General features: G+C 62.7%; 15 protein-coding genes and 1 pseudogene. 12 read left to right on the top strand and 4 right to left on the bottom strand.

The genetic code is table 11. From position 1 onward, the window contains the following. Positions 1 to 12: 12 nt before the first annotated feature. Positions 13 to 531 carry a sigma-70 family RNA polymerase sigma factor gene (locus I6I07_RS06845; RefSeq protein ID WP_198486102.1) on the bottom strand — a complete coding sequence of 173 codons (519 nt, stop codon included), beginning with the start codon at positions 529 to 531 and terminating at the stop codon, positions 13 to 15. A gap of 197 nt (positions 532 to 728) precedes the next feature. On the opposite strand from I6I07_RS06845, the pseudogene I6I07_RS06840 reads away from it, so the two are divergent. Next, positions 729 to 1,496 (top strand): annotated as a pseudogene (locus tag I6I07_RS06840) (aminotransferase class III-fold pyridoxal phosphate-dependent enzyme); the annotation flags it as partial. A 189-nt stretch (positions 1,497 to 1,685) separates the two neighbouring features. Next, positions 1,686 to 2,498, top strand: a complete 813-nt coding sequence (locus I6I07_RS06835) for a hypothetical protein (RefSeq protein ID WP_198486101.1) — start codon at positions 1,686 to 1,688, stop codon at positions 2,496 to 2,498. 58 nt (positions 2,499 to 2,556) lie between these two features. Here I6I07_RS06835 and I6I07_RS06830 read toward each other — a convergent pair whose 3' ends face one another. After that, positions 2,557 to 3,906: an ImmA/IrrE family metallo-endopeptidase gene (locus I6I07_RS06830; RefSeq protein ID WP_198486100.1), complete on the bottom strand. Its 1,350-nt coding sequence runs from the start codon at positions 3,904 to 3,906 to the stop codon at positions 2,557 to 2,559. 687 nt (positions 3,907 to 4,593) lie between these two features. On the opposite strand from I6I07_RS06830, the gene I6I07_RS06825 reads away from it, so the two are divergent. The 3 genes from I6I07_RS06825 (at position 4,594) to I6I07_RS06815 (ending at position 8,204) form a co-directional block, all read left to right on the top strand. Continuing rightward, the gene (locus I6I07_RS06825; RefSeq protein WP_198486099.1) at positions 4,594 to 5,322 is read left to right on the top strand and encodes a hypothetical protein; all 729 of its coding nucleotides are present in this window, start codon (positions 4,594 to 4,596) and stop codon (positions 5,320 to 5,322) included. Further along, positions 5,319 to 7,511, top strand: a complete 2,193-nt coding sequence (locus tag I6I07_RS06820) for a hypothetical protein (RefSeq protein ID WP_198486098.1) — start codon at positions 5,319 to 5,321, stop codon at positions 7,509 to 7,511. The genes I6I07_RS06825 and I6I07_RS06820 overlap by 4 nt, the downstream gene beginning before the upstream one ends. Positions 7,512 to 7,871: 360 nt before the next feature. After that, complete coding sequence (locus tag I6I07_RS06815) at positions 7,872 to 8,204, top strand: hypothetical protein (protein WP_054504342.1); 333 nt, start codon at positions 7,872 to 7,874, stop codon at positions 8,202 to 8,204. A gap of 94 nt (positions 8,205 to 8,298) precedes the next feature. Here the strand turns inward: I6I07_RS06815 and I6I07_RS06810 are convergent, their stop codons facing one another. Next, the gene (locus tag I6I07_RS06810; protein ID WP_198486097.1) at positions 8,299 to 9,255 is read right to left on the bottom strand and encodes a GlxA family transcriptional regulator; all 957 of its coding nucleotides are present in this window, start codon (positions 9,253 to 9,255) and stop codon (positions 8,299 to 8,301) included. A gap of 138 nt (positions 9,256 to 9,393) precedes the next feature. Here I6I07_RS06810 and I6I07_RS06805 point away from each other — a divergent pair, with 138 nt between their 5' ends. From I6I07_RS06805 to I6I07_RS06785, 5 genes are all read left to right on the top strand, one after another. Continuing rightward, positions 9,394 to 9,705 carry a DUF3817 domain-containing protein gene (locus I6I07_RS06805; RefSeq protein WP_054433866.1) on the top strand — a complete coding sequence of 104 codons (312 nt, stop codon included), beginning with the start codon at positions 9,394 to 9,396 and terminating at the stop codon, positions 9,703 to 9,705. A gap of 3 nt (positions 9,706 to 9,708) precedes the next feature. Further along, entirely contained in the window at positions 9,709 to 10,137 is a 429-nt protein-coding gene (locus I6I07_RS06800) for a CopD family protein (protein WP_198486096.1), read from the top strand. 138 nt (positions 10,138 to 10,275) lie between these two features. Then, positions 10,276 to 10,875, top strand: coding sequence for a sigma factor-like helix-turn-helix DNA-binding protein (locus tag I6I07_RS06795; protein WP_198486095.1), 600 nt, complete (start codon positions 10,276 to 10,278; stop codon positions 10,873 to 10,875). After that, a complete protein-coding gene (locus I6I07_RS06790; RefSeq protein WP_198486094.1) occupies positions 10,865 to 11,914 on the top strand; it encodes a FecR domain-containing protein in 1,050 nt (349 codons plus the stop codon). The genes I6I07_RS06795 and I6I07_RS06790 overlap by 11 nt, the downstream gene beginning before the upstream one ends. A gap of 158 nt (positions 11,915 to 12,072) precedes the next feature. Further along, a complete protein-coding gene (locus I6I07_RS06785) occupies positions 12,073 to 14,502 on the top strand; it encodes a TonB-dependent siderophore receptor (RefSeq protein WP_232625932.1) in 2,430 nt (809 codons plus the stop codon). 70 nt (positions 14,503 to 14,572) lie between these two features. On the opposite strand, the gene I6I07_RS06780 is transcribed toward I6I07_RS06785, so the two are convergent. Further along, entirely contained in the window at positions 14,573 to 14,866 is a 294-nt protein-coding gene (locus I6I07_RS06780; RefSeq protein WP_232625930.1) for a hypothetical protein, read from the bottom strand. 153 nt (positions 14,867 to 15,019) lie between these two features. Here I6I07_RS06780 and I6I07_RS06775 point away from each other — a divergent pair, with 153 nt between their 5' ends. Together I6I07_RS06775 and I6I07_RS06770 are read left to right on the top strand one after the other, a co-directional pair. Next, complete coding sequence (locus I6I07_RS06775; RefSeq protein ID WP_198486093.1) at positions 15,020 to 15,445, top strand: toxin; 426 nt, start codon at positions 15,020 to 15,022, stop codon at positions 15,443 to 15,445. Between the two features lie 146 nt (positions 15,446 to 15,591). After that, a complete protein-coding gene (locus I6I07_RS06770; RefSeq protein ID WP_198486092.1) occupies positions 15,592 to 26,010 on the top strand; it encodes a hemagglutinin repeat-containing protein in 10,419 nt (3,472 codons plus the stop codon). Position 26,011: the final 1 nt, after the last annotated feature.

Raw genomic sequence — 26,011 nt, 5'->3', positions numbered from 1 at the left:
CGCGGGGCTGCATCAACGTGCCAGGCCCAGCATGGCCTGATGACACGACAGCAAACCGGCGGCAATGTACTTCTCCACCGACGACACCGACACCTTCAGCTGCGCCGCGATATCGCGGTAGTTCATGCCATCTATCTTGCACAGCAGCAGCGCCGTGCGGACATTGGGATGCAGGCTGCGCAGGATGGCATCAATCTCCACCAGCGCCTCCACCGCCAACGCACGCGCTTCTTCAGAAAACTCCTGGTGCGAAGGCTCCTGCGCCAGCACCTCCATGCACGCCGCCTCGATCTGGCGACGCCGGTACAAATCAATGACCAGCCCGTTGGCGATCTGGGTCAGGTGACGGCGCGATTCATCCACGGGCGGGATACGACCCGAGCGCATCACGCGCAGATAGGTGTCGTGCGCCAGATCGGCCGCATCGAACGCATCGCCCAGCCGGCGGCGCAGCCAATTGCGCAGCCAGCCGTGATGGTTGGCGTACAGCACCTTGATCTCTTGTTGTTGCGTGAACTCCGAGGCGGCCACGTTCTTCGTCCTGTGCCTGGTGGCCCCGATTGGACCCTGTTTATAAAATAAGAATTATTCTCAATTTTATAGCATGAGTGGGGAGGGGCGCTGGTTGGTGTGGGGGCTGGGGCAGTCGCCGGTTAAGGCTTGGGGCAGGAAGGGGCGGCGGCCAGGGACTCTGTCAGCAAACGGTACGGCAAGGTGTTCGTGAGGGAAGTGGCCTTGGGAGACCTCCTTGGGACAAGATGTTCGCGCCGCAGGTGGAGGGTTTCCCGAAGGCCGAGATCAATGATCTGGAATCGGTGCGCAAGCTGATCGACGACCAGACCGTGGCCATCATGCTCGAACCGGTCCAGGGCGAAGCCGGCGTCATCCCGGCGACGAAGGAATTCATGCAGGGCCTGCGCAAGCTGGCGGATGAGCACAAGCTGCTGTTCATTGTTGATGAAGTGCAGACGGGGATGGGGCGTACGGTTACCCTGTTCGCCTATCAGCAATCCGACGTGGTGCCGGACATCATGACGCTGGCCAAGGGGATTGGTGGTGGGGTGCCGTTGGCTGCGTTGTTGGCGCGTCAGGAAGTTTGCGTGTTCTCGCATGGGGACCAGGGGGGCACGTATAACGGGAATCCGTTGATGGCGGCTGTGGGCGTGGCGGTGTTTGATGCGCTGGCTGCGCCGGGCTTCATGGAAGCGGTGAATGCGCGCGCCAAGCAACTGTCCGAAGGCCTGCTGGCTCTGTCGGCCAAGTACGGCATGAAGGGCGAGCGCGGGATGGGCCTGCTGCGTGCGCTGGTGATGGATCGGGATGATGGTCCGGCGATTGTCGAGGCTGCGCGGAATCTGACGCCGAATGGGTTGTTGCTGAATGCGCCGCGCGGCAATCTGCTGCGCTTCATGCCGGCGTTGAATGTGACGGCGGACGAAATCGATACGATGCTTACGCAGTTGGATGGGTTGATTGCGCTGGTGCGCAAAGGTTGATCCGAGCCGTCGGGCAGTAAAGAACAAAGGCCGCATATCCTGCGGCCTTTGTTCTTTTCATATTGTTGTCTTGAGCTGCTAACCCGAGATGGCAAAGATATTTGCCTGTACCTAGAAGTGCTTAAGAAGCTGGTGTTACCTGCCGTTTACTAACAGCGCCTATTCTTAAAATTTCTAGAGTTATATCATATGCTTGATAGATTTATCGAGGTGCTTGGGGACTCTCATTTTGAAGCGTACGTCGGTGGTCCCATAGCAGGGGTTGTAGCTGCATTCTTGTTTCAAGGATTTGGTGGCGGAAGCGCCAAAAGTGAAAATCGTTTGGCGGTGCCACTTCCGGTAAATATTTACGAATTCCGCTCCACTGTTCTCCGTGAACAAGGCAAGTCCGACAACGGATTCGCATTTGGGGCAATGATTGCCGGGGTCTTGATAGCTTTTCTCTTTGTTGCGCTTTTGCCCGCGCTGACGGACGGTATTCAACTCTTGAATGCGGCCACCTTGGTATTCGGTTTGACGTCAGCGATGCTTGGAGCGCTGAACGGTTGGGTACGTTCAATTCAATGGTGGTTGCTGGCGATATTCTCGTCCATGATTGCGGCAGCTTGCTTTGTTCTAATTGGCATGGCCTTTGACGCTATTCATCCAGATGTTATTAGATATGCGCAAAATTCGTTTAATGCGAATTCCGATAGGCTTAGTCATATTTTCTCGGCCGCTTTTGACTTTTTGAAGGCGGTTAGTCCGGAATATTGGCGTTGGATGGTCTGGATATTGTTAGGATTTTGCCTTGTTGTTATATGCTCCATATCTGCGTTAGTGCGAATCGTTCACTATCTGGCATTATCAAAAATAGCCGCAGGTTCTTCAAGTCACTGGTGGATTGCCGTAGCTGTTCGAACGCGGTCATACGGAAGCCTCAAACATCTTAGCTTTATGGTCGGCGCTCTCGTAGTAGCGTATTGGCTCATAACCGGAGGGGCATATCGATTCTTGCGGTAGCGGAGCATGCACAATTGACCTAAAATTCGAGATGGAAGAAAGTACTACCGGTTCGCGACTAATCACGCGAACCGGCCAAAATAGACTGAGCAGAACGGCAGCCAAATAGTTCTCTAGCATCCGTCAGCAGTCCCAGCGATTCCAATCGAATTTTCGCTGCCTGTCGGGAAACGCCGTATTTTTGCATGAGCCCGCCAGTCACCGCGTCAAAGTGCCTCAGGTTGCAGGGTTGGTTGTCAACATACAGTTGTCCAAAACCCCTATTCGGAATATCAAGTGCTTGTAAAAAGCAGCCAAAGTCATACGTAAACTGATTTCTGGGCATTAGCAAGCTGGCTGCCAAGAGATTGGCCTGAAACTCCATGCGGGCGATATCGACGCCCTCAACTGCGAGGGAACGCTCCAGCGAAAAATCGCTGTCGTCACACGACTCTCGAACAAGAAAACGCCCGTGATTCAGCAAGTGGTGTGAAAGTTCGTGTGCGAGAGTGAAGCGGTCTCGTGCGAAGTGGCGAGAGTTGGCTGCGTAGATCTGAATAACAGGTGGATCAAAAGTTATTCGACCCAGAATCGGAGCATTCGTGGCCGAGACTGGCATGGGTATATTCCTCTCCACTTTCAAACCGGAGCGGATGCCTTCGAGTTCGCACAATAAATCGAGATTCACTGCTCCTCGGGAATAGTCCAGCTCGGCGAGAATATTAGTAGCCTTATTCTCTAAGTCGTCCTTGTCATAGAAGGGAACGCGGCTATTCAACGCGCTTCGCCGGTTGGCCACCTGACGGGCCAGTTCGCTACCGAGAACATCAACCACTAAGTCTTCTAAAAAACTCCATAAAGAGTTCGTCTCTTGTATAGGTGACTGCAAATAGAGGTCGAATGCCAAGCTTTGGAAGCTATCAGCAGAGAGTGCAGAGCCTATCAAATCACTGCTCGCGAGTGCCCCTGATTGTGCAGATGCAGAAGGCGATCGCTTGAGTTCCCACTTGAAGTCTTCTGGACCAAAGTAGCGCATAAGGCCTATACCTTTCGACCTTGCGAATTCACGCGCTCCAGATTGAAACGCAGCAGTGGAGGCGACCACTGCTTTACCCTTAGCGGCTGCAACCTGTTGGACTTTCGTGAAAAATTCCTCCACATCGTCTACTGGAACAGGGTGTTGGTAGTTCTTGCACTCAATTAACACAAGGCAGGAATAATCTTGCGCTCCAGGGAGATACACCTCGATTGCTACATCAAAGATGATATCGGTACCACGGTCCCTGGAGAAGTAGCCTTTCTTCCAGAAGATTTTGCAACACTCCCGTTTCGCCCAAAACCTGTCGGCGTCAATCTCTGTCTTGAAAAGCTCAAATATACGACGTTCAAGAGCGTTTCCCTTGGCAAGCGTAGAGGATTCTGCGGCCATCAATGAGATCTAATTTTTAACGTAAAAAGGTGTTTGAGCGAATCTTCGCCGAAGTGGAAAGTAATTTTTCTAGCAGGGTCGCCAATAGCGTAGCCGAATATGCGAACTTGAGTCTAGAATCACACAACTATGATCGTCATGCAATTTGAGTACGGATCGCATAGGCCGTCCTTTGTCGAGGATTGAATGGTATCTATTCCGCGAGATCTAAACTACACACAACTGCTCGACTTGGTCGAACAGCTTCCTAAGGTAATTACCGACCCAATTTCTGTGCCCTCCAAATTTCAGGATGGCGGACGGTTTGCCATGAGCGGAATGTTGATCCAGTGTCTCGCCAAATGGTCTCGGCACAGTGAGGCTCGCCAACTAAAAATTGTCGGATCACCTCCCAGCGCTGTACTAGCGAAATTAGCACTTGAGCCCCATGGATGTGCAGCCATGTACTTCGCTGAGAGTGCTGTTGGAGCATTGGAGTTTTCTGCGACATCGGCTGAGCTTCGTAGGTACCTCGTACCAACTCTTGTGGCGATGCAGTCATCCCGATACCGTGATACCAACGGAAGTCGGGGCGCTCATCTTTGCTGTTTTCAAGGCGCAGCGAACGAGTTTCTACTTCCTCTTTACAGCCAAAGAGACGCGGCAACGCTTCGCAAATCGGACGGCTTTCAGACGCTAACACGGCAGATGATTGAGTCGTTCGAGCCCGCGGCCCTACGAGCAATCTCTGCCGAAAGGCTGGAATATCTCAGCACCCTCGTCGAAGAACTTTTCGCCAACACTCATGACCACGCTCGCGTGGACGAGAACGGACTGGCATATCCCCTTGGAAACATGCGAGGGATCTTCATGCGGACATTTGAATACCGTGCTCGAAAAACTGAGTCTGGAGATGATAGTGGTCCCTTAGGACGATATTTTGCCTGGTCTTCTACGCAAAAGAAGACGCATCGCCCCTCTGCTGAAGAGAATTTACGGCGGTTCGAGAAAATGAGACCTCGCCGCGAATCGACTACTGCACCTCTCGTCGGTACGCGTCTGCTCGAGGTCACTGTCTATGACACAGGACCTGGGCTCGCTAGGCGGTGGGCCGCCCAGCATGCGCCTTCTGTCGATCTTCAGAACATTTCGATTGAAAAAGAAGCTGAGTATGTAAAAGCATGCTTTGAGATGCATGCGACTACAAAACAATCTAGAGGGTATGGTCAGGGCCTCAGTTCTTCACTCGAAGCGTTAAAAGCCCTTGGTGCTTTCCTCTCATTGCGAACCGGGCGCCTTTTTTTGCATCAAGATTTCTCGAAACCCAACACTACAAAATTTGCGCCCGAACCTTGGCATTCAAGACGTACCGAGCTTCCCCTAATTCCCGGTACGTCATACACGATAGCGATTCCGTTGTCGCGGGAGCGAGAATGAGCCCATTATTTTCATATCCTTGGGCGCACCCTTCGGACGCGACGTTTGAAGTGATCTTCAAGCATCCGGGAACATTATCCGCAGCTGACTTCGCTATGGCTCTAACCGATGTGGCTCAGCGCATTCTGTATCCGGACGGGGTCTTGGTCGTGTGCCTGGAAAGTGATCGTGCGGAAGTCTTGGCGCTACTCTCCAGTTTGATGGTTAAGCAGAGTATCAATCGATTCAAGGGCAAGACAAGCGTACATCTCGCTTGCATCGACATAACATGTCAACCAGTAGAGGTAATTCAAGTAGAGGCAACTGTCGCAACAGACGGCTTGTGCACAGTGAACCGCTTGGTGGAGGTCTTCCCCAATATCTTATATTGTGGTGTGGAAGCGGTTTTTGCTGACGAAAAGGCCATCATTCGTGCGCCTGCCGGGTTTGAATTTGTAAAGCCATCTGGCGAAAGATCTAGCCATTTCCTGCGGACTGAGGAAGCGCTATCCACAAGTGCATCTGTCGATTTTTTGGCGTTTGCATTGTTGGCCAGACTGAGGATTGATGACCTGAAAGTTATCTTTGTCGATTCAATGGCTATATCACCTATAGCCTACTCGCTGCGGGACATGCTGTATAAATTGAAGCGAGGCAGCCCCCAGATAATCAGCTTCCATTCACATGGTGGAATGCAAAATATTGAAGTTCCGCCTCATAAGACGTTCTTCTGTATTATTTCGGCATCGTCGTCTATGTCTTTACAGAGGCGATGGATATCGCATACTCGTTGTGCCGATGATGATGTTGTGACACTACTAACTTTTTCGGATGCGCAAGACGCTGGCCGAGCGTTGTGTAAGCTTCCTCGGCCATCCACATGGATAGATGGCAACGCTCCGGTTGCGGGCGTTCGGCCATTGCGCATTTACGGAGAGAGGTTCCATCCCGAGCAGATCCTTCCTAAAAAGATCACTTTGGCACTAAATTTCCATCGCTGTGAGAAAGCGGCGAAGTTCGCAGAGGATTTCCGCGATCAAGGTCTTATTTCAACTAACGGCTTCGACGATAACGGGCAGCGGCGTACTTTACTGGTCGACGGGCACAGGCTAACTAAAGCCGAGCCATTTAGCGTCTGGCTTCACAAACAGTTGAGGGCAAAAGTTCCTGCCTCCATTCAAGGAATAGTATTTCAGGACGATCCCGCGAGTAGAGTTATGGCAGAAGTTTGTACTGATTACTTTAATCAGTTGTCAATTAATCTGCCGTGGGGGGTTCGCGCCAGTTCTAACCTTGAATCTGCTGCCGAATTTCTATGTCCAAATCGCGGGCTGCTCATTGTGGCTGCCGTGATAAGCAAAGGGTCGATGCTGCTGGGTGTGTCTCGCGATTTGCGGGCGACCCATCTGGGAGCCAAGACTTATCTTGTGGGCGTGCAAATATGTGAAACGAGTTCTGACGCCTCATTCTTGAAGCGTAATCTGACTCAAACTAAAGATAAGTCTTGTATTTTTGAATGTCATCACACGTTAGCTGTAGGGTCAGCCCTTCAACACTCTTTTCGAGATGAGGAAGAGGCAACGAAAACCTCCGATGTACGTGCAAAGGCACTCCGATATCGTTGGGATCCGAGCAGGCGTAGTGGGCTTGTCGAAGACACCTTGTTGCCCAGTCTTGTGGCGGACGATCATCGTCTGAAGCTACGACCGGATTTTGTGTTCTGGAACTGCAAATATAATGAAGGTGCTCTGCATGCGCCCATGGTATTACTCACAATAGGCGCAATTTTGCAACGGGCTAGAACGGAAGAATTCTCATCGGACGATCACCGCTTAACCTCAGAGGCATTTCAGCAAGTTGTACTGGACCCGCAGAACTTTAATCGTTACAACGACGGAATAATTCAAGCTGCTATTTTGCGGCAGGCCTACCCATCCGAGCTTGATTATTCGACACTCCCTGCCGAAAGTCAGTATATGTTACTGCTTTTGAAAAAAATGTTTATGTCTAGATTAAGGCAGCAAGGGGAGGCGATTGCGGAGTTCGCGTTTGCTCTTGGTACTGGCAGGTTGAAACTTCAACGGGCGGATTATAAAGAGCTATCAAACTGGGTTTTGGAATTTATTTCTGGCCAAGAGGGGGATCGAGAACTAATCAGCTTGCTAAAGCTGGACGCGCAAGAACCTCGCGAGCGGTCAAACGAGTTCTAACCGCACGGACTGGCTCTCGGGCATAGCGGAACCATGTGGGAACTGTCAGGTTTGAGCTTGATGTCTCTCTTAGTGATGCCTATGGCTAAATTGCTCACTGATTGCGTACAAGACTCATAGCCATCACCGTATACTCCTCCAACTGCCGCTACCAACGGTACCCCGGTGTGGAAGCCGGAAAATTCGTCGATGCCGACCCCTTAGGGTCAGCAAGCCTCCGCACGCCCAATGGGCGGGCCTTGGCAGGGGTGCGCTAGCCGCACGCCGGTTCCGACGATCCGGTCTTCCAACCTTGTCCTGTGCCCGCCCGCCCCATTTGGAAGTGGGGCAGCGGGATTTCCACATCGTCGGAGGAAGTCCATGCAATCCCACCCCCTCACCCAAAACCCCTGGCTGGTCGACACCGACCCCGAGCACGCCCCGGTCCCCCTCTCCCACCTCTACAACATCGAACGCGCCCGCTACGCTATCCAGACCATCGCCCGCCTGGTCGGCAACAGCGCTTCGGAACCCGCCGCCACCGGCAGCCAGCCGCTGGACGCATGGACGGTGGCCGCGTTGATGGGTGGCGTGGAGGGCCTGTGCGATCACCTCGGTACCCTGACCGACGCCATGCTGGAATCGGCCCGCGCCTACGCCGATGACGCCGCGTTCGACGCCGCCACGCACAACGCGCCGCGCTCGATCCAGTAACCCAAGAAAAACCAACGGCCTGTCGCGTAATGCGTCAGGCCCGTTCCAGGCCACCGAGCGTCAGGCCGCCCCATCCCCAGGCATCAGGCCACCCTCACGCCGCCCGCCGAAACGCCCTTCGATACCCCATCGGGCTCGTCCCCACGATCCCCGTGAAATGCTCCCGCAGCGACACCGCTGACCCGAACCCCACCTCCATCGCCACCCGTTCCACCGGCAGGTCCGTCGTCTCCAGCATCCCGCGCGCACGATTCACGCGGGCCTGGATCACCCATTGCAGCGGACTTACCCCCAACAGTTCCTGAAACCGTCGGTTCAAGGTGCGCACGCTGACCGCGGCCTGGGCGGCTAGCGCGGCGACGGTCAGGTTCTCGGCCAGCCGGTGTTCGATCCAGTGCAGCAGCGGCGTCAGGTCGGTGTGCGAGGCCGGCGTGGGCCGGACGATGAATTGCGCCTGGCCGCCGGCGCGTTCCAGCGGCACGACGGCGAGGCGGGCGCTGTTGGCGGCGACGGCGGCGCCGTGGTCGCGCTTGATCATGTGCAGGCACAGGTCCATGCCGGCGGCGGCGCCGGCGGAGGTCAGGACCTGGCCGTTGTCGACGAACAGGACGTTGGGGTTGACGTCGATGGCGGGGTAGCGGCGCGCGAGCAGGCCAGCGGCTTTCCAGTGGGTGGTGGCCTTGAGGCCGTCGAGGATGCCGCTGGCGGCCAGGACGAAGGCGCCGGTGCAGATGGAGGCGATGCGGGCGCCCCGGGCGTGGGCGTGGCGGACCAGGTCGAGGATGTCGTCCGGGACACTGTCGGCCGGGTCGGCCAGGCCGGGGATGACGAGGGTGTCGGCGCCGCGCGCGGCATCCAGGCGGTGGCGGATGTGCAGGTCGTAGGCGTGGGTGCGGACGCGGGGTTTGCTGGCGTGGACCTGTACGGCGTAGGGGCGGCGGCCGTCGAGGGTTTCGGCGAGCTGGAAGATCTCGCAGGGGATGGACAGGTCGCCCGCGACGAGGCCGTCGAAGGCGAGCACGGCGACGCGGTGCGGGGTGGGCTTGGGCATGGGGCTGGGGCCTTTGGACGGGTCGGGCGGACGGCGGCGCACGGTTGGCGGATTTCTTTCGAAGAATGGCATTTTGGCCAATGGCTGGCGATTGCGCCAGCCCGGACAATGCCGCTGATCCTGTTGCGAGACGCTGCCATGCCCCTGAAAGACTCCGATGCTTCGACCCCTGCCCTCTTCAAGTGGGCGGCCATGCTGGAAGGCGTGACGCTGTTGGCGCTGCTGGGCGTCGCGGTGCCGTTGAAGCATCTGGCCGGGATGCCGCAAGGGGTGTCGTGGGTGGGGCCGGTGCATGGGGTGGCGTTCATGGTCTATATCGCGCTGGCGTGCAATGTGGCGTCGGCGCAGGGCTGGCCGCGCCAACGGCTGGTGTGGACGTTGGTGGCGACGCTGGTGCCGTTTGGCGGCTTCGTGATCGCGCGTTCGCTGCGCCGCGCGCGGGAGGCGTGAGCGATGGCGTATCTGCTGATCAAGTCGCTGCACCTGGCGCTGGTGTTGTTCTGGGTGGCGGGGATGGTGCTGCAGGCGTTCGTGCTGGCGGCGGCCGACAAGCTGCCGGGGCCGGCCTTGCCGCAGGAGCTGGCGCGCCTGCGGCTGCTGCGCAAGTGGGAACGGCTGCTGACCACGCCGGCGATGGTGGGCGCGTTGGCCAGCGGCGTGTATCTGGCGAGCAGCGCGGGATGGTTTGGCAGCGGGTGGCTGTCGGTGAAGCTGGCGTTGGTGCTGTTGCTGGCGGCGGTGCACGGGATGCAGGCGGGACGGCTGCGGCGGCTGGCGGAGGCGGCGGGTGACGTCACTGAGGCGGGCCGTGCGCGGTTGATGCCGGTGGTGCTGGCCGCGCCGGTGCTGATTATTCTGCTGGTGGTGATGAAGCCGTTCTAAGGGCGAGATGTCGCTCGATGGCGTCGATGGCGGCTTGCCGCTACAGGCGGCGGGATGTTGGCCAGGACGCAAAGTCCCGAGGCAGGCCAAGCTTCACCCCTATAATGTGAACAATTCCCATTCACATGCCCTGCCCCCATGCCAGCCAAGTCCAGCGCCAGCCCCGACGCCGGTATCGCGACGCTCTACCGTGACCATCACGCCTGGCTGCATGGCTGGTTGCGCCTGAAGCTGGGCGATGCGCACCGCGCGGCCGATCTGGCGCAGGACACCTTCGTGCGCCTGCTGTCGGCCAACACGTCCGATATCCCCGATATTCCCGATATCCCTGGCCGGCAAAGCCTGTCCGGCACGAAGCACCTCTCCCATGCGTCCCGCGCATCCGCCACAGACCTGCGCGAGCCGCGCGCCTACCTGCGCACCATCGCCAACCGGCTGCTGGTGGATCATTGGCGCCGGCTGGAGATCGAGCGCAGCTATCTGGCGGTGTTGCAGACCTATCCGCAACAGCACTGGCCCTCTGAAGAGTCGCGCCTGCTGATCCTGGAATCGCTGGAGCAGGTGGCGCAGATGCTGGGGCGTCTCAAGCCCGAGGTGCGCGATGTGTTCCTGCTGGCGCAGATGGACGGCTACACCTGCCCGCAGATCGCGCGGCAGGTGGGCAAGTCGGTGGCGACGGTGGAGCGTTATCTGGCGCAGGCGCTGGGCCATTGCTATCGGCTGGTCTATGAGTCTTGATCGCACGCCCGCGGCGCAGGCCGATCCCGGTCCGGCGGCGGACGGCGCGGCGGACCCGGCCGTGCTGGACGCGGCGATCCAGTGGCGCATCAAGCTGCAATACAACACGGCCGATGCCGGCGCCTGGCAGGCGTTCGAGGCCTGGCTGCATGCGCGGCCGGCGCACGCGGTGGTGTGGGAACGCCTGCAGGCGCTGGGCGCCCGGTTGCAACGGCCGGCGGCGGGGATGCCGCCGCAAGCGGCCGCGCGCATCCTGCGGCAGACGGGCGCGGCGCAGGCGCGGCGTTCGCGCCGCAAGGTGCTGGCGTCGTTCGGCGCGCTGGCGGCGGGCGGGTGGATGGCGTGGCGGCTGGGCGATGCGCCCATGGTGCGGCAGATGCTGGCCGACGTGTCCACCGCGCGCGGCGAACGGCGCGAGGTCCGCTTGCAGGATGGCGGCACGCTGGTGCTCAACAGCGACAGCGCGGTCGATATCGACTATGGCGGCGCGGTGCGCCGCATCCGGTTGCTGGCCGGTGAAATCTATCTGATCTCGGGACACGAGCCACAGGCGCGGCCGCTGTTCGTGGAGACGCGCGATGGCCGCGCGCAGGCGCTGGGCACGCGCTACCGGGTGCGGCAGTGGGACGACTACAGCGAGGTCGCGGTGGATGAAGGCGCGGTGGCGCTGGCGCCGCGCGAGGGCGCGGCATTGGCACCGGCGCTGACGTTGCAGCCGGGCCAGTCCGCGCGCATGACATCGCGCCGCGCGGAAATGATCGCGCCCGAGGCAGCGCGCATGCTGGACGGCGGCGCCTGGGTCGAGGGCGCGCTGTCGGTGCGCGACATGCCGCTGGGCGCCTTCCTGCGCGAGCTGGCGCGCTATCACGGGCCGATCGAGTGCGACCCTACGGTGGCGCGCTTGAAGGTGTCGGGTGTGTTCCAGTTGGACGACACGCGCAAGGTGCTGGCGCTGCTGCGCCAGATCCTGCCGGTGGAGCCGCAGGCCGGCCGCCTGTGGTGGGGCGGCCGGGTGACGCGGGTGCGGGCGCGCGGCTGAGCGCCGTTACAAAGAATTTGAGGGGATTGGGCAAGACGCTCGTCATACCGGGTGCAGCAGTGCGCACTGCCCCGTATCGACCGACCCTCAATGGAGTATCTCTCGTGAAGACCCACCGCCTCCGGGCCGCGGCCACGCCGCCCGGTGACCGGGCTTGCTTGCGCGCCTGCCCTTCCCTTTCCCCTGTTGCGCTGCTGCCGTTGATGGTGGCCCTGGGCGCGTTGACGAGCGCGGCGCCCGCGCGCGCCCAGGCCGTGCCGCCCGCGACGCAAGCGGCGACCGCGTCGGCGCGCGTCTATGCCATCGCGCCCGGGCCCTTGAATGACGCGTTGTCGGCGTTCGCGCGGCAGGCGGGGATCTCGCTGGCGTATTCGTCCACGCAACTGGCGGGGGCGCGCAGCGCCGGCCTGAATGGCGCCTTCGATACGGCGGACGGTTTGCGCGTGCTGTTGGCGGGCACGGGCTATCGCGCGGTCAATGTCGATGGCGGCATCCGCATCGAGGCCGAGCCGCGCACCGGCGTCAGCACGTTGTCGCCGGTGCTGGTGAGCGGCACGTATCACGCCCAGACCGAAGGCTCGCAGTCGTACGCCGCCAGCGCGGCGACCATCGGCAAGACCGAGCAGGCGCTCAAGGACATTCCGCAGTCGGTCACGGTGGTGACGCGCAAGCGCATCGACGACCAGAACCTGGCCACCATCAGCGAGGTGTTGGAGAACACCACCGGCGTGACCATCAGCGAGGTGGCGGACGGCGGGCGCAATTTCTATTCGCGCGGGTTCAAGATCAGCAACATCCAGTACGACGGCGTGCCGCTATCGCGCAGCTTCTATGCGGTGGGCAACAGCTTCACCGGCAGCACGGCCTATCTGGACCGCGTCGAGGTGTTCCGCGGCGCGCAGGGGCTGTTCGAGGGCGCGGGCCAGCCGGGCGGCTCGGTCAACCTGGTACGCAAGCGCCCGACCGCCGAGACGCAGGTGCTGATGGAAGCGCGCGCCGGCTCGTGGGACCACTACGGCGGCATGCTGGACGCGGGCGGCGCGCTCAACGCCGACGGCAGCCTGCGCGGCCGCGCGGTGCTGGACTACGACACAAAGGGCTCGTTCATCGACGTGGTCAAGGAGCGCGACACCAACCTGTACGCCGCGCTCGACTACGACCTGACGCCGCGCACCACGCTGGGCGCGGGCGTGCTGGTGTCGCGGCTGCGTTCCACGCCCTTCTTTGGCGGCATGCCGCGCTACAGCGATGGCAGCTCGCTGGGCCTGAAGCGTTCGACCTTTCTGGGGGCGGACTGGAACAAGTGGGACCGCGACGAAACGCAGCTGTTCGCCGACCTGACGCACCGCTTCAACGACAACTGGCGCCTGAAGATCGCCGCCACCTACGTCAAGGAAGAGAGCCTGACCACGGCGCTGGATGCAACCGGCGCGGTGGACCCGGTGACGCGCATGGGGCCGATGCGCAACGCCTGGAACTACGACAAGTCGGCGCGGCACATCGGCTTTGACGCCAACGTGAACGGACGCTTCACCACCTTCGGCATGCCGCAGGATCTGGTGGTGGGCGTGAGTCTGTCGCGGCTCAAGTCCACCGACCGCATCGAGTACGCCTCCAACTACCTGCCGCTAGACGTGTTCCGCCCGGATGCGCGCGTGCCCAGGCCGGACAGCTTCCCGGATTCGCAGCGCACCTCGCGCTATGAGCCGCACGTGCAGAAAGGCATCTACGCGCAATTGCGCAGCAGCCTGACGGACGACCTGACGCTGGTGTCGGGCGGCCGCTTCAGCTGGTTCGAGAGCCGCTACAGCACGCAGGCGGCCACCTGGAGCGACGTCAGCACCAGCAAGGCCAGCGCCGAGTTCACGCCGTTCCTGGGCCTGGTGTACGCGCTGACGCCGAACTGGTCGGTCTACACCAGCTACGCCGACATCTTCGAGCCGCAGACCGCCACCACGCTGGACGGCAGCATCCTCAAGCCCATCGTCGGCGCCAACTACGAGGCCGGCATCAAGGGCGAGCTGATGGACGGCAAACTCAATACCTCGTTCGCCGTCTACCGCATCGACCAGAAGAACCGCGCGGTGCAGGACTACGAGGCCGGCCCGGTGTGCAACGGCGGCTATTGCTCGCGCGCCGCCGGCAAGGTGCGCAGCCAGGGCTTCGAGACCGAGCTGAGCGGCGAGGTGATGACCGGCCTGCAACTGGCGGCCGGCTACACCTTCAACAGCAACAAGTACCTGAGCGACCCCGACCGCGAAGGCCAGACCTTCAGCGAGGAAACCCCGCGCCACCTGCTGCGCGTCTGGAGCGAATACCGCCTGCCGGGCGAGTGGAACCGCCTGAGCCTGGGCGCCGGCGTGAACTGGCAGAGCGCGCTGACCAACAGTATCTCGAAGGTGCGGCGGCCGTCGTACAGCGTGTGGAATGCGCGGGTGGCGTACGACCTGACGTCGCACTGGACGGCGGCATTGAACGTGAATAACCTGTTCGACAAGGTGTACTACGAGTACCCGGGGTACGTGGAGAACCGCAACAATTATGGCGCGCCGCGCAGCGTGTTGCTGACGTTGCGGGGGCGGTTCTAGCGCGCGCGTGTTGGGGGCCTGCGCGTTCAGGCCGGACGAGGGGGGGCGGCCGTGCGGGACCGGCTCGCCGCTACTGCCCCGCCCAGGCCGCCGCGTCATCCACCGGCTTGGGCAGATACCCTTCCAAGGTCTCGGCGATCCAGCCCGGGTCGATGTAGTTCCAGGTCGATTCGATGACCCACGCCAGGCATTCCTCCGGGCCGCCGTTCAGGTACGGCGGCGGTGATACCGGCTTGAACACCTTGGGCAGCTTCTCTTGCACCGACAGGTCATTGAGAACGAAGCCCAGTTCCTGCACCACGCGCCACGCCAGCGGATGCGCCAGGTCGAGCTTTTGCAGCTTGCCGGGCAGGGTTAATTCCATGTGGGTCCTTTGATGGCGGTGTGGGGGGATATTACACAGGGGCGCGCAGCCATTCGCTTCGTCCGAAACCCAGGGCCCGCACGCGCATGGACGCGTTGAAGCCCTTCAAAATGGGTTTCAGTCGATCCCCGATAGTGATACGCGTGCATTGCCATGAATGCTCTGTTTGTCGAACTGCCCGAGTTCTCGCGCCACCGCGAGAAGTTCCTGGACGATGACGCATTCCGCGCGCTGCAAGGCATGATGCTGAAAATGCCGGAGGCGGGCGTGGTGCTCGAAGGCACGGGCGGACTGCGCAAGCTGCGCTACGCCGATCCCCACCGCAGCCGTGGCAAGCGCAGCGGTTTGCGGGTGATCTATTACTGGTGCGACGCCGAACGGCAATTCTGGCTGTTCCGGCTGTATGTCAAGGTGGATGTGGACGACGACACCGTCGGCAGCCGCAGGGTGTCAGGCAAGCAACTGGCGCGGGCGCTGGCCAAGCCGGGGCGGTCCCTTGAGGCCACGACACGGCAATCACGCAAGCGTTCGTCGCATTATCGGGCGCCGAAGCATCCGGTGAAGATGGGAGCGGGCTGAACGGACGCTAGGCATTGCGGGAGGCCGGCGCGGGGCTTCCGATATGGATACAGGGTGATTGCCGCCGATGCGTGGATCGCCCACACAACACGTCATTCATCCGATTCTCACGCGTGTCTCGCCGAATCTCGGATCGTTCCTACGTCTTGCGCAAGCTGACCACGACTAAAAATGAAGCCCTGCATGGCGCTTCGCGAAACGCGCAATTGCCGATCGCAGATAGCGCTGGCGATCCGCCGCGGGAAAAAGGGGTGTGGCTGTCTTCCGCGGTCATCAAGACGCTTGCGATGCCCTTCCTCCTCGCCTTCTTCAACCGAGTACGAATGATGTCCAAGCTCCGCTCCCTGATCGTGTGGTCCGTGGTCTTCACGCAGGCCTGGTCGCCGGTGCTGGCGCAGACCCTGCCGATCTCGGTGGACAAGAGTGTGCCGGGCGCCCGGCCGTCCGTTGGCGTCAGCCATGGCGTGCCTGTCGTCAACATCGCGCCGCCTTCGGCCGGCGGCGTCTCGAACAACCGCTACACGCAATTCAACGTCGGCCCGTCCGGCGCGGTGCTCAACAACAGCGGCGGCGCCAGCCGGACGCAATTGGCCGGCCAGGTGGCCGGCAATCCAATGCTGGGCAATCAGCGCGCGGGCACGATCCTCAACCAGGTCACCGCGCCGAATCCGTCGCAACTGCTCGGTACGCTGGAAGTGGCCGGCAATCGGGCCAACGTCATCGTCGCCAACCCGGCGGGCATCACCTGCAATGGCTGCGGCTTCCTGAATGCCGACCGGGCCACGCTGACCACTGGCAAACCCCGCGTCGGGCCGGACGGCGGCATCGGCTTTGACGTGGCGGCAGGCCGGCTGGGCATCGAGGGACAAGGCCTGAACGGCCTGAACCTGAGCCAGGTGGACCTGATCGCGCGCACGCTGGAAATCAACGCGCAGGTCTGGGCGAACCGGTTGAACGTGACGGCCGGCGCGTCGCGGGTCGACTACGGCACGGGCGCTGTATCGGCGCAGGCAGGTGATGGCCCTACACCCGCTGTGGCGCTGGACACCGCCGCGCTGGGCGGCATGTACGCCAACAGCATCCGCCTGATTGGCACCGAGGCTGGTGTGGGGGTGAACATCGGCGGCAATCTGATGGCGCTGACGGGCGATCTGCAGGTCAATGCCGCCGGCGACGTCCGCATTGCGCCGCGCGCCACCGTGCAGGCAGCGGGCGATCTGCGCGTGGACAGCGGCGGCGACCTGGCCGTGCAGGGCGCGGCGCAGGCGACAGGCGCGGTTGCGCTCACCGCCGCACGTAATGTCGCGATCCCGGGCGCGGTCGGCGCAGGCGCGGCGCTGGACATGGACGCGGGCGGCGACGCAACAGTGGGCGCACAAGGCAGCCTGCGTACCCAGGGCGCCTTGCGTGTGACCACCGGCAGGGACCTTTCGCTATCGGGAAGCCTGCTGACGTCGGGCCAGGATGCGCGCGTGCAATCCGGCCGCAACCTGACGGCGGCCCTTCAGGCGGCTGTGCCGCCACCCGCCCAGGGCGTAACCACGGATAGCGGCGCTGGCGCCGGTGTCGCAGCGCAGTCGGGTGCGCAACTGGGCAAACCGTCCGACGCGCCGGCCGACTCGCGTGGCGGCGTATCCCTGGTGGCCAGCGTGGTGTCCGCAAAGAACAGCGTCACGCTGCAAGCGGGACGCGACCTGGTGCTGCCGCAACAGGTGTACGCGTCGGGCACGCTGCTGACCCAGGCCGACGGTAACTTGACCCTGGAGGCCGGCACGCAATTGCAGTCGACCGGCAACGTCACGCTACGAGCCGGCCGGGATGCATCCTTGGGCGGGGCCGTCCTGACCGACGCGGCGTTGAGCCTGACAAGCGGCAACGATCTGGCGCAGGGTTCGGCGGGCAAGCTGCAAGGCAAGCAGGTGCGGGCCACTGCGGGCCGCGACCTCACATTGGGCGGCGCATTGGTGTCCGCGGCCGATGTCCAGGCGCGGGCGACACGCGATACGCGCTTGGACGGAACGCTCAGTGCCGGTGGATCGTTGGGTATGGACGCCGGACGCAATCTACGTATCGGCGCCACGGCGCAAGCACACGCATCCGGCAAGGCGCGCCTGCTCGCGGCAGGCGATTTATCGGTGGCCGGCGCGACGCGCGGTGACGTGGGCATGCACCTGGAGGCTGGCAGCCAAGTGGACCTGGCCGGCACGTTGCTGGCGGGTCAAGCCGCGACGTTGCGAGCCGAAAAAAACCTGACCGTGGACGGCACGGTATTGGTGGATGCAGGCACGCTCAACGCCAGCAGCGGCGGCGACATGACGCTGGGTGGTGCGAGTGCGTTGCAGGCCGGCGGATCATTGCAGGCGCACGCCAGCGGCAAGCTGCTGGCGAACGGCACGATTTCCGGTCTGCGGGACATCATCCTGACAGTCGGCACGAATGCGGAGTTGAACGGCAAGACCGTCGCCAACGGTACTCTGCGCACCGAGGCGAGCGACGATCTGACCGTCGGCGAGACGGGCCTGGCCCAGGGCAGCGCCAAGCTGCTGCTGGGCGCGGGTCGGGACCTGCGAATCGCCGGCATCGCGACCGCGCTGGCGGGCGGGCTTGCGGCTGACGCGGGCGCAAACCTGGAAGTCGCGGCAACCGGCAGGATGCAGGCGTCGCAGAATCTGAACGCGAGTGCCGGCGCCCAGCTGGACGCTGATGGCGTCATTGCCGCCGGCGGCGGCCTGACGCTTACCGCAAAAGGGGACGTCCGCGTGGGCGGTCTGGCGGCTGCGCTGGGCGGGCGTGCAGCGGGCGATGCCTCTATCACGGCTGGGAGCGATGTCGTCGTCAAACAGAACGGGTCGTTGCAGGCCGCGGGTACGCTGACCGCCAACGCGCGGCGCTCCCTGTTCGTGGCGGGCGCCCTCAGTTCCGTGGGAGACATGCGGCTTGCCGCCACGCACGATGCGCACTTGAACGGGACCGCCGCCACCGACGCGACCCTGACGCTGACAGGCCGTGACGTGGCGGTGGGCACGACCGGGCTGGTGCAAGCTGGCCGCACGTTGAACGCCTCAGCATCAGGGGCACTGGAAGTGGCTGGCCGCATGCTGGCGGGCGGCTCGCAATCGTTGAGAGCGGGCAACACGCTCAGCATCGAAGGCACGGCCGCCGCCTTGCAGGGCGATCTTTCGCTGACCGCGCAGCGCGGCGACATCGCGCTGCGCGCCGCCTCGCGGCAGCAGGCGGGGGGCAGCTTGGCGGCTCACGCGGGCGGTGCGCTCACCGCGCTGGGCTCGGCTGCCGCGCAACACGGCATGACGCTGCGCGCGGGCACCGATGCGACGCTGGGCGGCATCGCCGCGACGCAAACAGGCGACCTCGACGTCAGCGCCGCTGGCAGACTCACCACCACGGCGGACGGCCGCCTGCAGTCCGGCGCGGCCTTGGACCTGAGCGCGGGCGGTGCGCTCGGCAACGCGGGCATCGCCTCGGCGGCCGGTCGCGCCAGTCTGAAGGCCGGGACCACGCTGGACAACACGGGCTCGGTGCTGGCCGGCGGCGATCTGATCGCCACCGCTACGGGACAACTCGCGAACGCCGGCCAGTTCGTGGCCGGTGTGGACGCCGACGGCGCGCTCAACCTGCCCGGCAGCCTTGCGCTGACGGCGGGCGCCATTGTCCACCCGGGCGCGAGCCTGGCCGGCAAGACGCTGAGCGTGTCCGCGGACGGTCTGGATCTGACGGGCGGCAAGCTGTCCGCCGTCGCCAAGCTCGTGCTGTCCACGCCCGGCGACGTGGACAGCCGCAACGCGATCGTCCAGGGGCACACCCTGGATGTCACCGCCGCCAATCTGCGCAACCAGGGTGGCGATCTGGCCGCAACGCGCGATGCCGCGATCAAGCTGGGCGGAAGACTCGACAACACCGGCGGGCGGATTACTGCCAAGGGCGATGCGCGTATCGCGGCCGCCGCCATCGTCAACCGCCGGGGCACGCTGGCCGGGCGCGATTTGAGCATCACCGAGACTGCCGCCCCTACCCCCACGGACGCGGTGGACAACCGCGAAGGCCTGATCCTGGCCGACAACGCGCTGACGCTACGCGCCGCCAGTCTGGACAACAGCGACACCTTGACCGCCGCCGGCGATCCACCCAAGGGCGTGCTGGCAAAGGTGGTCGACATTCTGGCGGACCGTGTTGGCAACCAGGCGGGTTCCATGCTGGCGCGCGCGGACCTGACGCTGACCACCAAGGACCTGGACAACGCCGGCGGCGAAATCGCCTCCCAGGGCAATGCGCGAATCCTGGCCGACCGGCTGGACAATGCCGGCGGCAAGCTGTTGGCGGACAAGCGCCTGACGGTGATCACGCAGGTGCTGCAAGGGTTGGGGACGTTGCAGTCGGCGGGAGATCTGTCCTTCCAGTACGCCGGCTCCCTGAACCAGGAAGGCGACATCGCCAGCGGCCGCGACCTGGCGCTGTCCGTGGGCGGTGACATGGACAACCGCGCCAGGGTCAGCGCTGCTCGCGATCTGAGCATCACGGCGGATGCGTTGAACAACCAGGCGTCGGGCGAACTGTTGGCCGGCGGCGCCAATGCCATCACGGTCGCGCGCGGCCTGACCAACGCGGGCATCATCGACGGCGGCTCGACCCGCATCATCGTGGATCGCGTGGAGAACACCGGCCGTATCTATGGCGACACGCTGTCCATCCAGGCAGGCGCGCTGATCAATGGCGCGGGCGCGGGCGGCGGCGCCGTCATCGCCTCGCGTGGAAACATGAATCTTGGGGTGGGGTCGCTGACCAATCGCGACCACGCACTGATTTACTCGGGCGCCGACCTGCGCATCGGCGGTGCGCTGGATGCGCAAGGCGCGGCCATCGATCAGGCTGTCTCGCTCTTGAACGCCTCGGCCACCATCGAGGCGGCCGGCGATGCCGATATCTCGGCCGCCTCCATCCACAACCAGAACGACCACTATGCCAGTGAAACGGTGCAGGTGTCGTCCAAGCCCAAGGTGTACTTCAGAACCCGCAACTCGCAGGTCATGTACGACGCCGACACGAACTGGTTATGCGAGACGGATCGGCCCGTGTGTGGCAAGGATCCGTTGACGTTTCTGGAGAACGATTCAAATCATCAGTTCTTGTTGCCGTCGGAAAAATACCCGGCATCGCGTTACGGGCCGCCGTTCGATTATGCGCCGTTCGTGGTCGGCGACAAGCATGGCCCGAATGTGCCTATCGCACCCGCGGTTGTGCCCAGCATGACAGCGTGCAATGGCGTGGATGGTAGTCCAGGTTGCGGTGCTGGGTCACTGTGGATGGGCGGCAGATACAGATCTCGCAGGCCGACCCACGTGTACGGAACGGACGAGAAGATTTGGCAGGTGTTCGGCGTGAAGCCGCCGGAAGGCCCCATGCCAACCTGGAATCCCGATGCCGGGTGCGCCGAACAGCCCGGCGTGTGCGCCAAGACGCAGGCCGCGCGCCGGCAAGCCTTCAAGCAAGCCTTCGCGCAATACCAGGCGCCCTTCAGGGAGTTGAACGCGCGCATTGTCGAGTTCAACCAAGACTATAAAAGACGACTGGTCGAAGGGTTCTATTACTACATCGTCACGGAAACCGTCACCGAGACACGCACGACCGCCTCCGATCCCGCAAAGATTTTGTCGGGCGGGGACATGGCGCTTGCCGGCGTGGTCACCAACGACAAGAGCCAGATTGCGGCAGGTGGGATGCTGTCCGTGCAAGGTCCGGCAATCGTCAATATCGGCGCGGCCGGTACCCGCACCATCACGCGTGCGGGTACGCAAGTTTTCACAGATGAGCATGGCCGCAGGCGCCGGGAGACCAGGTCGCCCTACAACGAGACCATGGCTGCGGAGCCGATCGAGTTGCCGGTGGGGACGTCGGGCAGCAATGTCGGGGTTGCGCTCGTGGGTTCCAGTCCTGGCGCCAGTCGCCCGCCAGCGCCTGGAACGGTACGGATCGCCAGCGTGACGCTGCCTGGCGATGCGGCTGTGCGTAGTGTCTCCAATCCCGTCAGCATTCCGGACAGCCAGCTCTTTGCCATCAGCGGCAAGCCGGACGCGCCCTACATCGTTGCCACCGACCCGCGCTTCGTCGGCCAGCATCCGTCGGTGTCCAGCGACTATCTGCTGGACGTGCTGCGCCGGCCCGGTGCTTCGCCGGACATCCCAATGGGCGACGCGACCACCGGCAACGAGCCGTCCGACGCGCGCTTGCCGGATTGGAGCGTTCTGCTTCCCCCTGGCGCAGGATTCCTGACGTCCACCGGCCAGCCCAGGCGCCTGGGCGATGGCTTCTATGAGCAGAGACTGGTGTCTGATCAGATCCTGGCTTCCTCTGGTCAGCGTTTTCTGGAGAACTACAGCGACTACGACGCGCAATACAAGGCGCTGATGACCGAGGGCGCGCGGTTCGCCCAGCTTAGCGGCTTGAAGCTCGGGGTGGCGCTGAGCGAGGCGCAGCAGCGCCAATTGACCGCCGACCTTGTTTGGTTGGTGGAAGAGACGGTCACGCTGCCTGATGGCACGACCGAAGCCGTGCTGGTTCCACGCGTCTACCTGCTGGTTCGGCCGACCGACTTGCAGGGCGACGGCACACTGATGGTCGGTCGTGACGTGACGCTGGCGGCCGAGGGCAACATCGTCAACAGCGGCACCATCGGTGCGCGCGCTGCCACCGTGATGACGGCGGCCAACATTCTGAATAAGGCTGGCGGCAGTATCCAGGGCACCCTGGTCGACCTTGCCGCCCGCGAAAACCTGACCAACCTGGCCTCGCTGATCAAGGGGGATGCAGTCGCGCTATCGGCGGGACGCGACATCGCGTTGACATCGACAACGGCCTCCGAGAACTTCGGCAGCACCTGGGGCACGCATCTGAGCGGCGTGTCCAGCGTGGACGCAGGCAGGCTCAATCTGCAGGCGGGGCGAGACATCACGTTGACGGCCGCGCAGGTGTCGGCCAGTGAGGATGCGTATTTGCAGGCCGGGCGCGACGTCAGGCTCGAAACGGTCGCTCAGAACCATGGCGAACGAATCGTTGCTGATGCGCGTAACCGTCATGAACTGACGGCCAGCCGGGAGATCGGCGCGACGCTCACGGCCGGCGGCGATATGACATGGATCGCTGGCCAGGACGTCAATGCGCGCGCGGCGGACGCGACGGCCGGCAAGCTATTGACGGTGCACGCCGGGCGGGATCTCAACGTGGCCGCGGGGGTGGCCGCGGGCTCCACCTATGCCGAGAGTTATCGGAAAAAGCGGGTATTCCTGTCGAGCAGCACCTCTCACACCATCAGTTCCACGGCCTGGGAACAAGCACAGGCCTCGACGCTGACGGGTGACACGGCAGTGCTGACGGCGGGACGCGACTTGAACGTGGCGGGGTCGAACGTCGGCGCGCAGCATGACCTGACTGCATCGGGCCGGCGCGACGTGAACATTCTGCCCGGCGAGAACACTTCTGACCGCTATGACTACAAAATGGTCAAGAAGTCGGGCTTGGGCGCGATGGGCGGGCTGAGCTACGGCACGCGCAGGCAAACGGACTCGCTCGATGGCAAGAAGACGTTCCACACCGCGAGCACGGTCGGCAGCGTAGAAGGCGATACGCTGATCCGCGCCGGGCAATCGCTCAACGTCGTTGGCAGCAACGTGTTGGCTCGCCAGGGCGATGTGACGCTGATCGGCAAGCAAGTGAACATCGGCGCCGCGCACGATACCGGCCGCGAGAAGGAATTCCATGAGATCAAGCAGAGCGGCCTGACGCTCACCGCGAGCAACCCCATCGTCAGCGCGCTGCAAACGGGCGCGCGCATGGCCGAGGCGTCGGGCAAGACCGACAACGCCGTCATGAAGGGGCTGGCCGGCGCCACGACAGGCCTGGCGGCGGTCAACGCGTATGACGCCGTGCGCGCCTCCGCCAAGGCCGCCGAAGCGGCGGAACTGGCCAAGCCGGGTTCGAGCAACCCGATCGACAAGGCGGGCGGCGTCAGCATCAAGCTCAGCCTGGGCACCAGCAAGAGCAGCAGCACGACCGATCGCAGCGCGTCCACCGCCTTCGCCTCGACGGTGGCGGCCGGGCGTGACCTGACAATCGTCGCCCAGGGCGCGGGCGAGGATTCAGGCATCAACCTGATCGGTTCAGACCTGTCCGCGGGCAACAGCGCAGTGCTCAAGGCCGAAGGCGACATTCTGCTGCAAGCCGCGCGTAATGCGGCCGAACAGAAGACGGACAGCAAGAGCAGCAGCGCCAGTATCGGCATCGGTTACTCGACCGGCGGGCAGCAGAACGGCTTCACGCTCGAACTGGGCGCTTCGCTCGGCCATGGCAAGGCCGAAGGCAAGGACGAAAGCTGGACCAACAGCCACGTCTCGGCCGGCAAGGTGTTGGCTATGCAGTCGGGAGGCAACACCACGCTCAGGGGGGCGACGGGCGAAGCCAACCGGGTCATCGCGTCGGTAGGGGGTGATCTGCTGCTCGGAAGCCTGCAGGACAGCAGCCAGTACGCCTCCAGCAACAAGAGCGCCGGCTTCGGCGTGAGCCTGTGCATCCCGCCCTACTGCGTGGGGTCGAGCAGCGTCTCGGCCAACGCCAGCACGGGCAAGATCAACAGCGACTTCCAGTCGGTCACGGAACAGACAGGCTTGCGCGCGGGCGATGGCGGCTTCCAGATCGACGTTCGGAAAAACACCACGCTGATCGGCAGCGTCATCGCCAGCAGCGACCGTGCGATCGCCGACGGCTTGAACCAGCTTGGCACCGGCACGCTGGTCACCAAGGACATCAGCAACCGTGCCAGGTACAGCGGCAGCCAGGTGTCGATAGGCGGGGGCTTCGGCTTCGGCGGCGGCAAGGGCGCGGACACCGGGTTGGGGACCAGCAAGGACGGCGACGTGGCCGGCGGCGCGGGCAAGGAGCATGGCTCGTCCATCGCGGAAGGCGGCAACGGCTTTGGCATGGGCACGCCGGTGGTGGTGGCGGCTCGCGGCAGTGACGGCTCGACGACGCAGAGCGCCATCAGCGCGGGGACGGTCGTGATCCACGATGAGGTCGCACAGCAGGACTTGACGGGGATGACAGCGGCTCAAACGATCGCCGCGCTGAATCGCGACACTTCGTCGGATACGTTGAATGCGCTCAAGCCGATCTTCGACAAGGAGAAGATCGAGGCGGGGTTCGAGATTGCTTCGGAGGCCAGCCGGCAGGCGGGGCAGTTCCTGACGAATCGGGCCAGAGAGACCAAGGCGCTGGAAGACGCGCTGAAGAACGAGCCCGAGGGCCCGCGCCGGGCGCAACTGGAACAAGCGTATGAGGATGCCAAGAAATGGCAGCCCGGCGGCGAGAACCGCCGCTGGCTGACCGCAATCATGGGAGCCGCAACCGGCAATGTGACTGGCACGGCCGGGGACGCGATCCAGGCGGCCGCAGTCAATTATCTGCAAGGCCTGGCCGGGTCCGAGGTGAAGAAAATCGTCTCGGCATTGGGCGAAGGCCCAAAGGCCGAGACGGCTCGCGCCGCCATGCACGCGATCGTGGGCTGCGTGGGCGCGGCAGGCAAAGGCAGTGATTGCGGCGCTGGCGCGCTGGGGGCGGGTTCCGGGGCTGTACTGAATGCGCTGTTTGCTGGCGATGCTTCAAAGATGACGCCGGAAGAGAAGGAGCAACGCAGCAATCTGGTGCGGTCGCTGGTGGCAGGAATCTCGACGGCGGCGGGCGCCGATGCGGTGGTCGCCACCCATTCGGCGGCGTTGGAGACGGAGAACAATCATCTGACTGTCTTGCAGCATGAGGCGCGTATCCGCGAGTCGATGCAGTGCAAGGACGCCGCGTGCCAGGATGAGGTAAGGGATCGATACGCTGATCTCAGCAAGAAGCAGCGTGCCGAGCTAGTGAATTGTGAAGGCTCCGAGTGCACGCAGAGTGCGCAGAAGCTGGCAGCCCTGGCCGCCAGCTACGACGCGCGCGCAAGCGAGCTACTGGAGAAAAGCCGGCGGGAAGGCGGTCTGAGCGAGGCGGACCGAGAGGAATTGAAGGCCGTCAAGGGCATGAGCCTGCTCATCCAGAGCGACCATAACGAGGTGTTGCGGCACGCAATTTTATCGGGCTCGGAAGAGGCAAAGAAGGAAGCGTGGAATAGCATTGCCACGGAAGGAGCGCTTGGAGCTGCCGCGGTCGCTGGCGGCATTAAGAGAGGAAACGGAGGCTCACCCCTTACCTCCTCCGGACGGCAGACCGCCGCCCAACTTGAAGCGAGCATACATCGTTTGCCTCCTGGGGAAAGGGTTGCGCTTATTAAGAACGCGGTAGCAAAGGTGGTCAGGGAAAACGGAATGGTCAAGGACAGTAAGCTCTCGAAAATTAATGGGCGAGACGTGTATAGGTCAAAAGACGGAAACCTATATGCGTTGGATACTCAGCATGCGAGTTTTGAGAGGCTTGATGCGAAGAGCGGAAAACACCTGGGCGAGGTAGATTTCAATTTTGAAATGATAAGTCCGGCAGATCAAACCGGTAGGCACGATTTGAAGGTGAAATAAT

Origin of the sequence: Achromobacter deleyi (assembly GCF_016127315.1) — a bacterium.
In the GTDB taxonomy this organism is placed as follows: Bacteria; Pseudomonadota; Gammaproteobacteria; order Burkholderiales; family Burkholderiaceae_B; genus Achromobacter; species Achromobacter insuavis_A.
This window is presented reverse-complemented; position numbering and strand designations above follow the sequence as displayed.

What these genes read in the sequence shown, in the direction of transcription:
- I6I07_RS06835 (WP_198486101.1), top strand. Translation starts at nt 1,686, where the DNA reads ATGCTTGATAGATTTATCGAGGTGCTTGGGGACTCTCATTTTGAAGCG.
- I6I07_RS06830 (WP_198486100.1), bottom strand. Translation starts at nt 3,906, where the DNA reads ATGGCCGCAGAATCCTCTACGCTTGCCAAGGGAAACGCTCTTGAACGT.
- I6I07_RS06825 (WP_198486099.1), top strand. Translation starts at nt 4,594, where the DNA reads ATGATTGAGTCGTTCGAGCCCGCGGCCCTACGAGCAATCTCTGCCGAA.
- I6I07_RS06820 (WP_198486098.1), top strand. Translation starts at nt 5,319, where the DNA reads ATGAGCCCATTATTTTCATATCCTTGGGCGCACCCTTCGGACGCGACG.
- I6I07_RS06815 (WP_054504342.1), top strand. Translation starts at nt 7,872, where the DNA reads ATGCAATCCCACCCCCTCACCCAAAACCCCTGGCTGGTCGACACCGAC.
- I6I07_RS06810 (WP_198486097.1), bottom strand. Translation starts at nt 9,255, where the DNA reads ATGCCCAAGCCCACCCCGCACCGCGTCGCCGTGCTCGCCTTCGACGGC.
- I6I07_RS06805 (WP_054433866.1), top strand. Translation starts at nt 9,394, where the DNA reads ATGCCCCTGAAAGACTCCGATGCTTCGACCCCTGCCCTCTTCAAGTGG.
- I6I07_RS06800 (WP_198486096.1), top strand. Translation starts at nt 9,709, where the DNA reads ATGGCGTATCTGCTGATCAAGTCGCTGCACCTGGCGCTGGTGTTGTTC.
- I6I07_RS06795 (WP_198486095.1), top strand. Translation starts at nt 10,276, where the DNA reads ATGCCAGCCAAGTCCAGCGCCAGCCCCGACGCCGGTATCGCGACGCTC.
- I6I07_RS06790 (WP_198486094.1), top strand. Translation starts at nt 10,865, where the DNA reads ATGAGTCTTGATCGCACGCCCGCGGCGCAGGCCGATCCCGGTCCGGCG.
- I6I07_RS06780 (WP_232625930.1), bottom strand. Translation starts at nt 14,866, where the DNA reads ATGGAATTAACCCTGCCCGGCAAGCTGCAAAAGCTCGACCTGGCGCAT.
- I6I07_RS06775 (WP_198486093.1), top strand. Translation starts at nt 15,020, where the DNA reads ATGAATGCTCTGTTTGTCGAACTGCCCGAGTTCTCGCGCCACCGCGAG.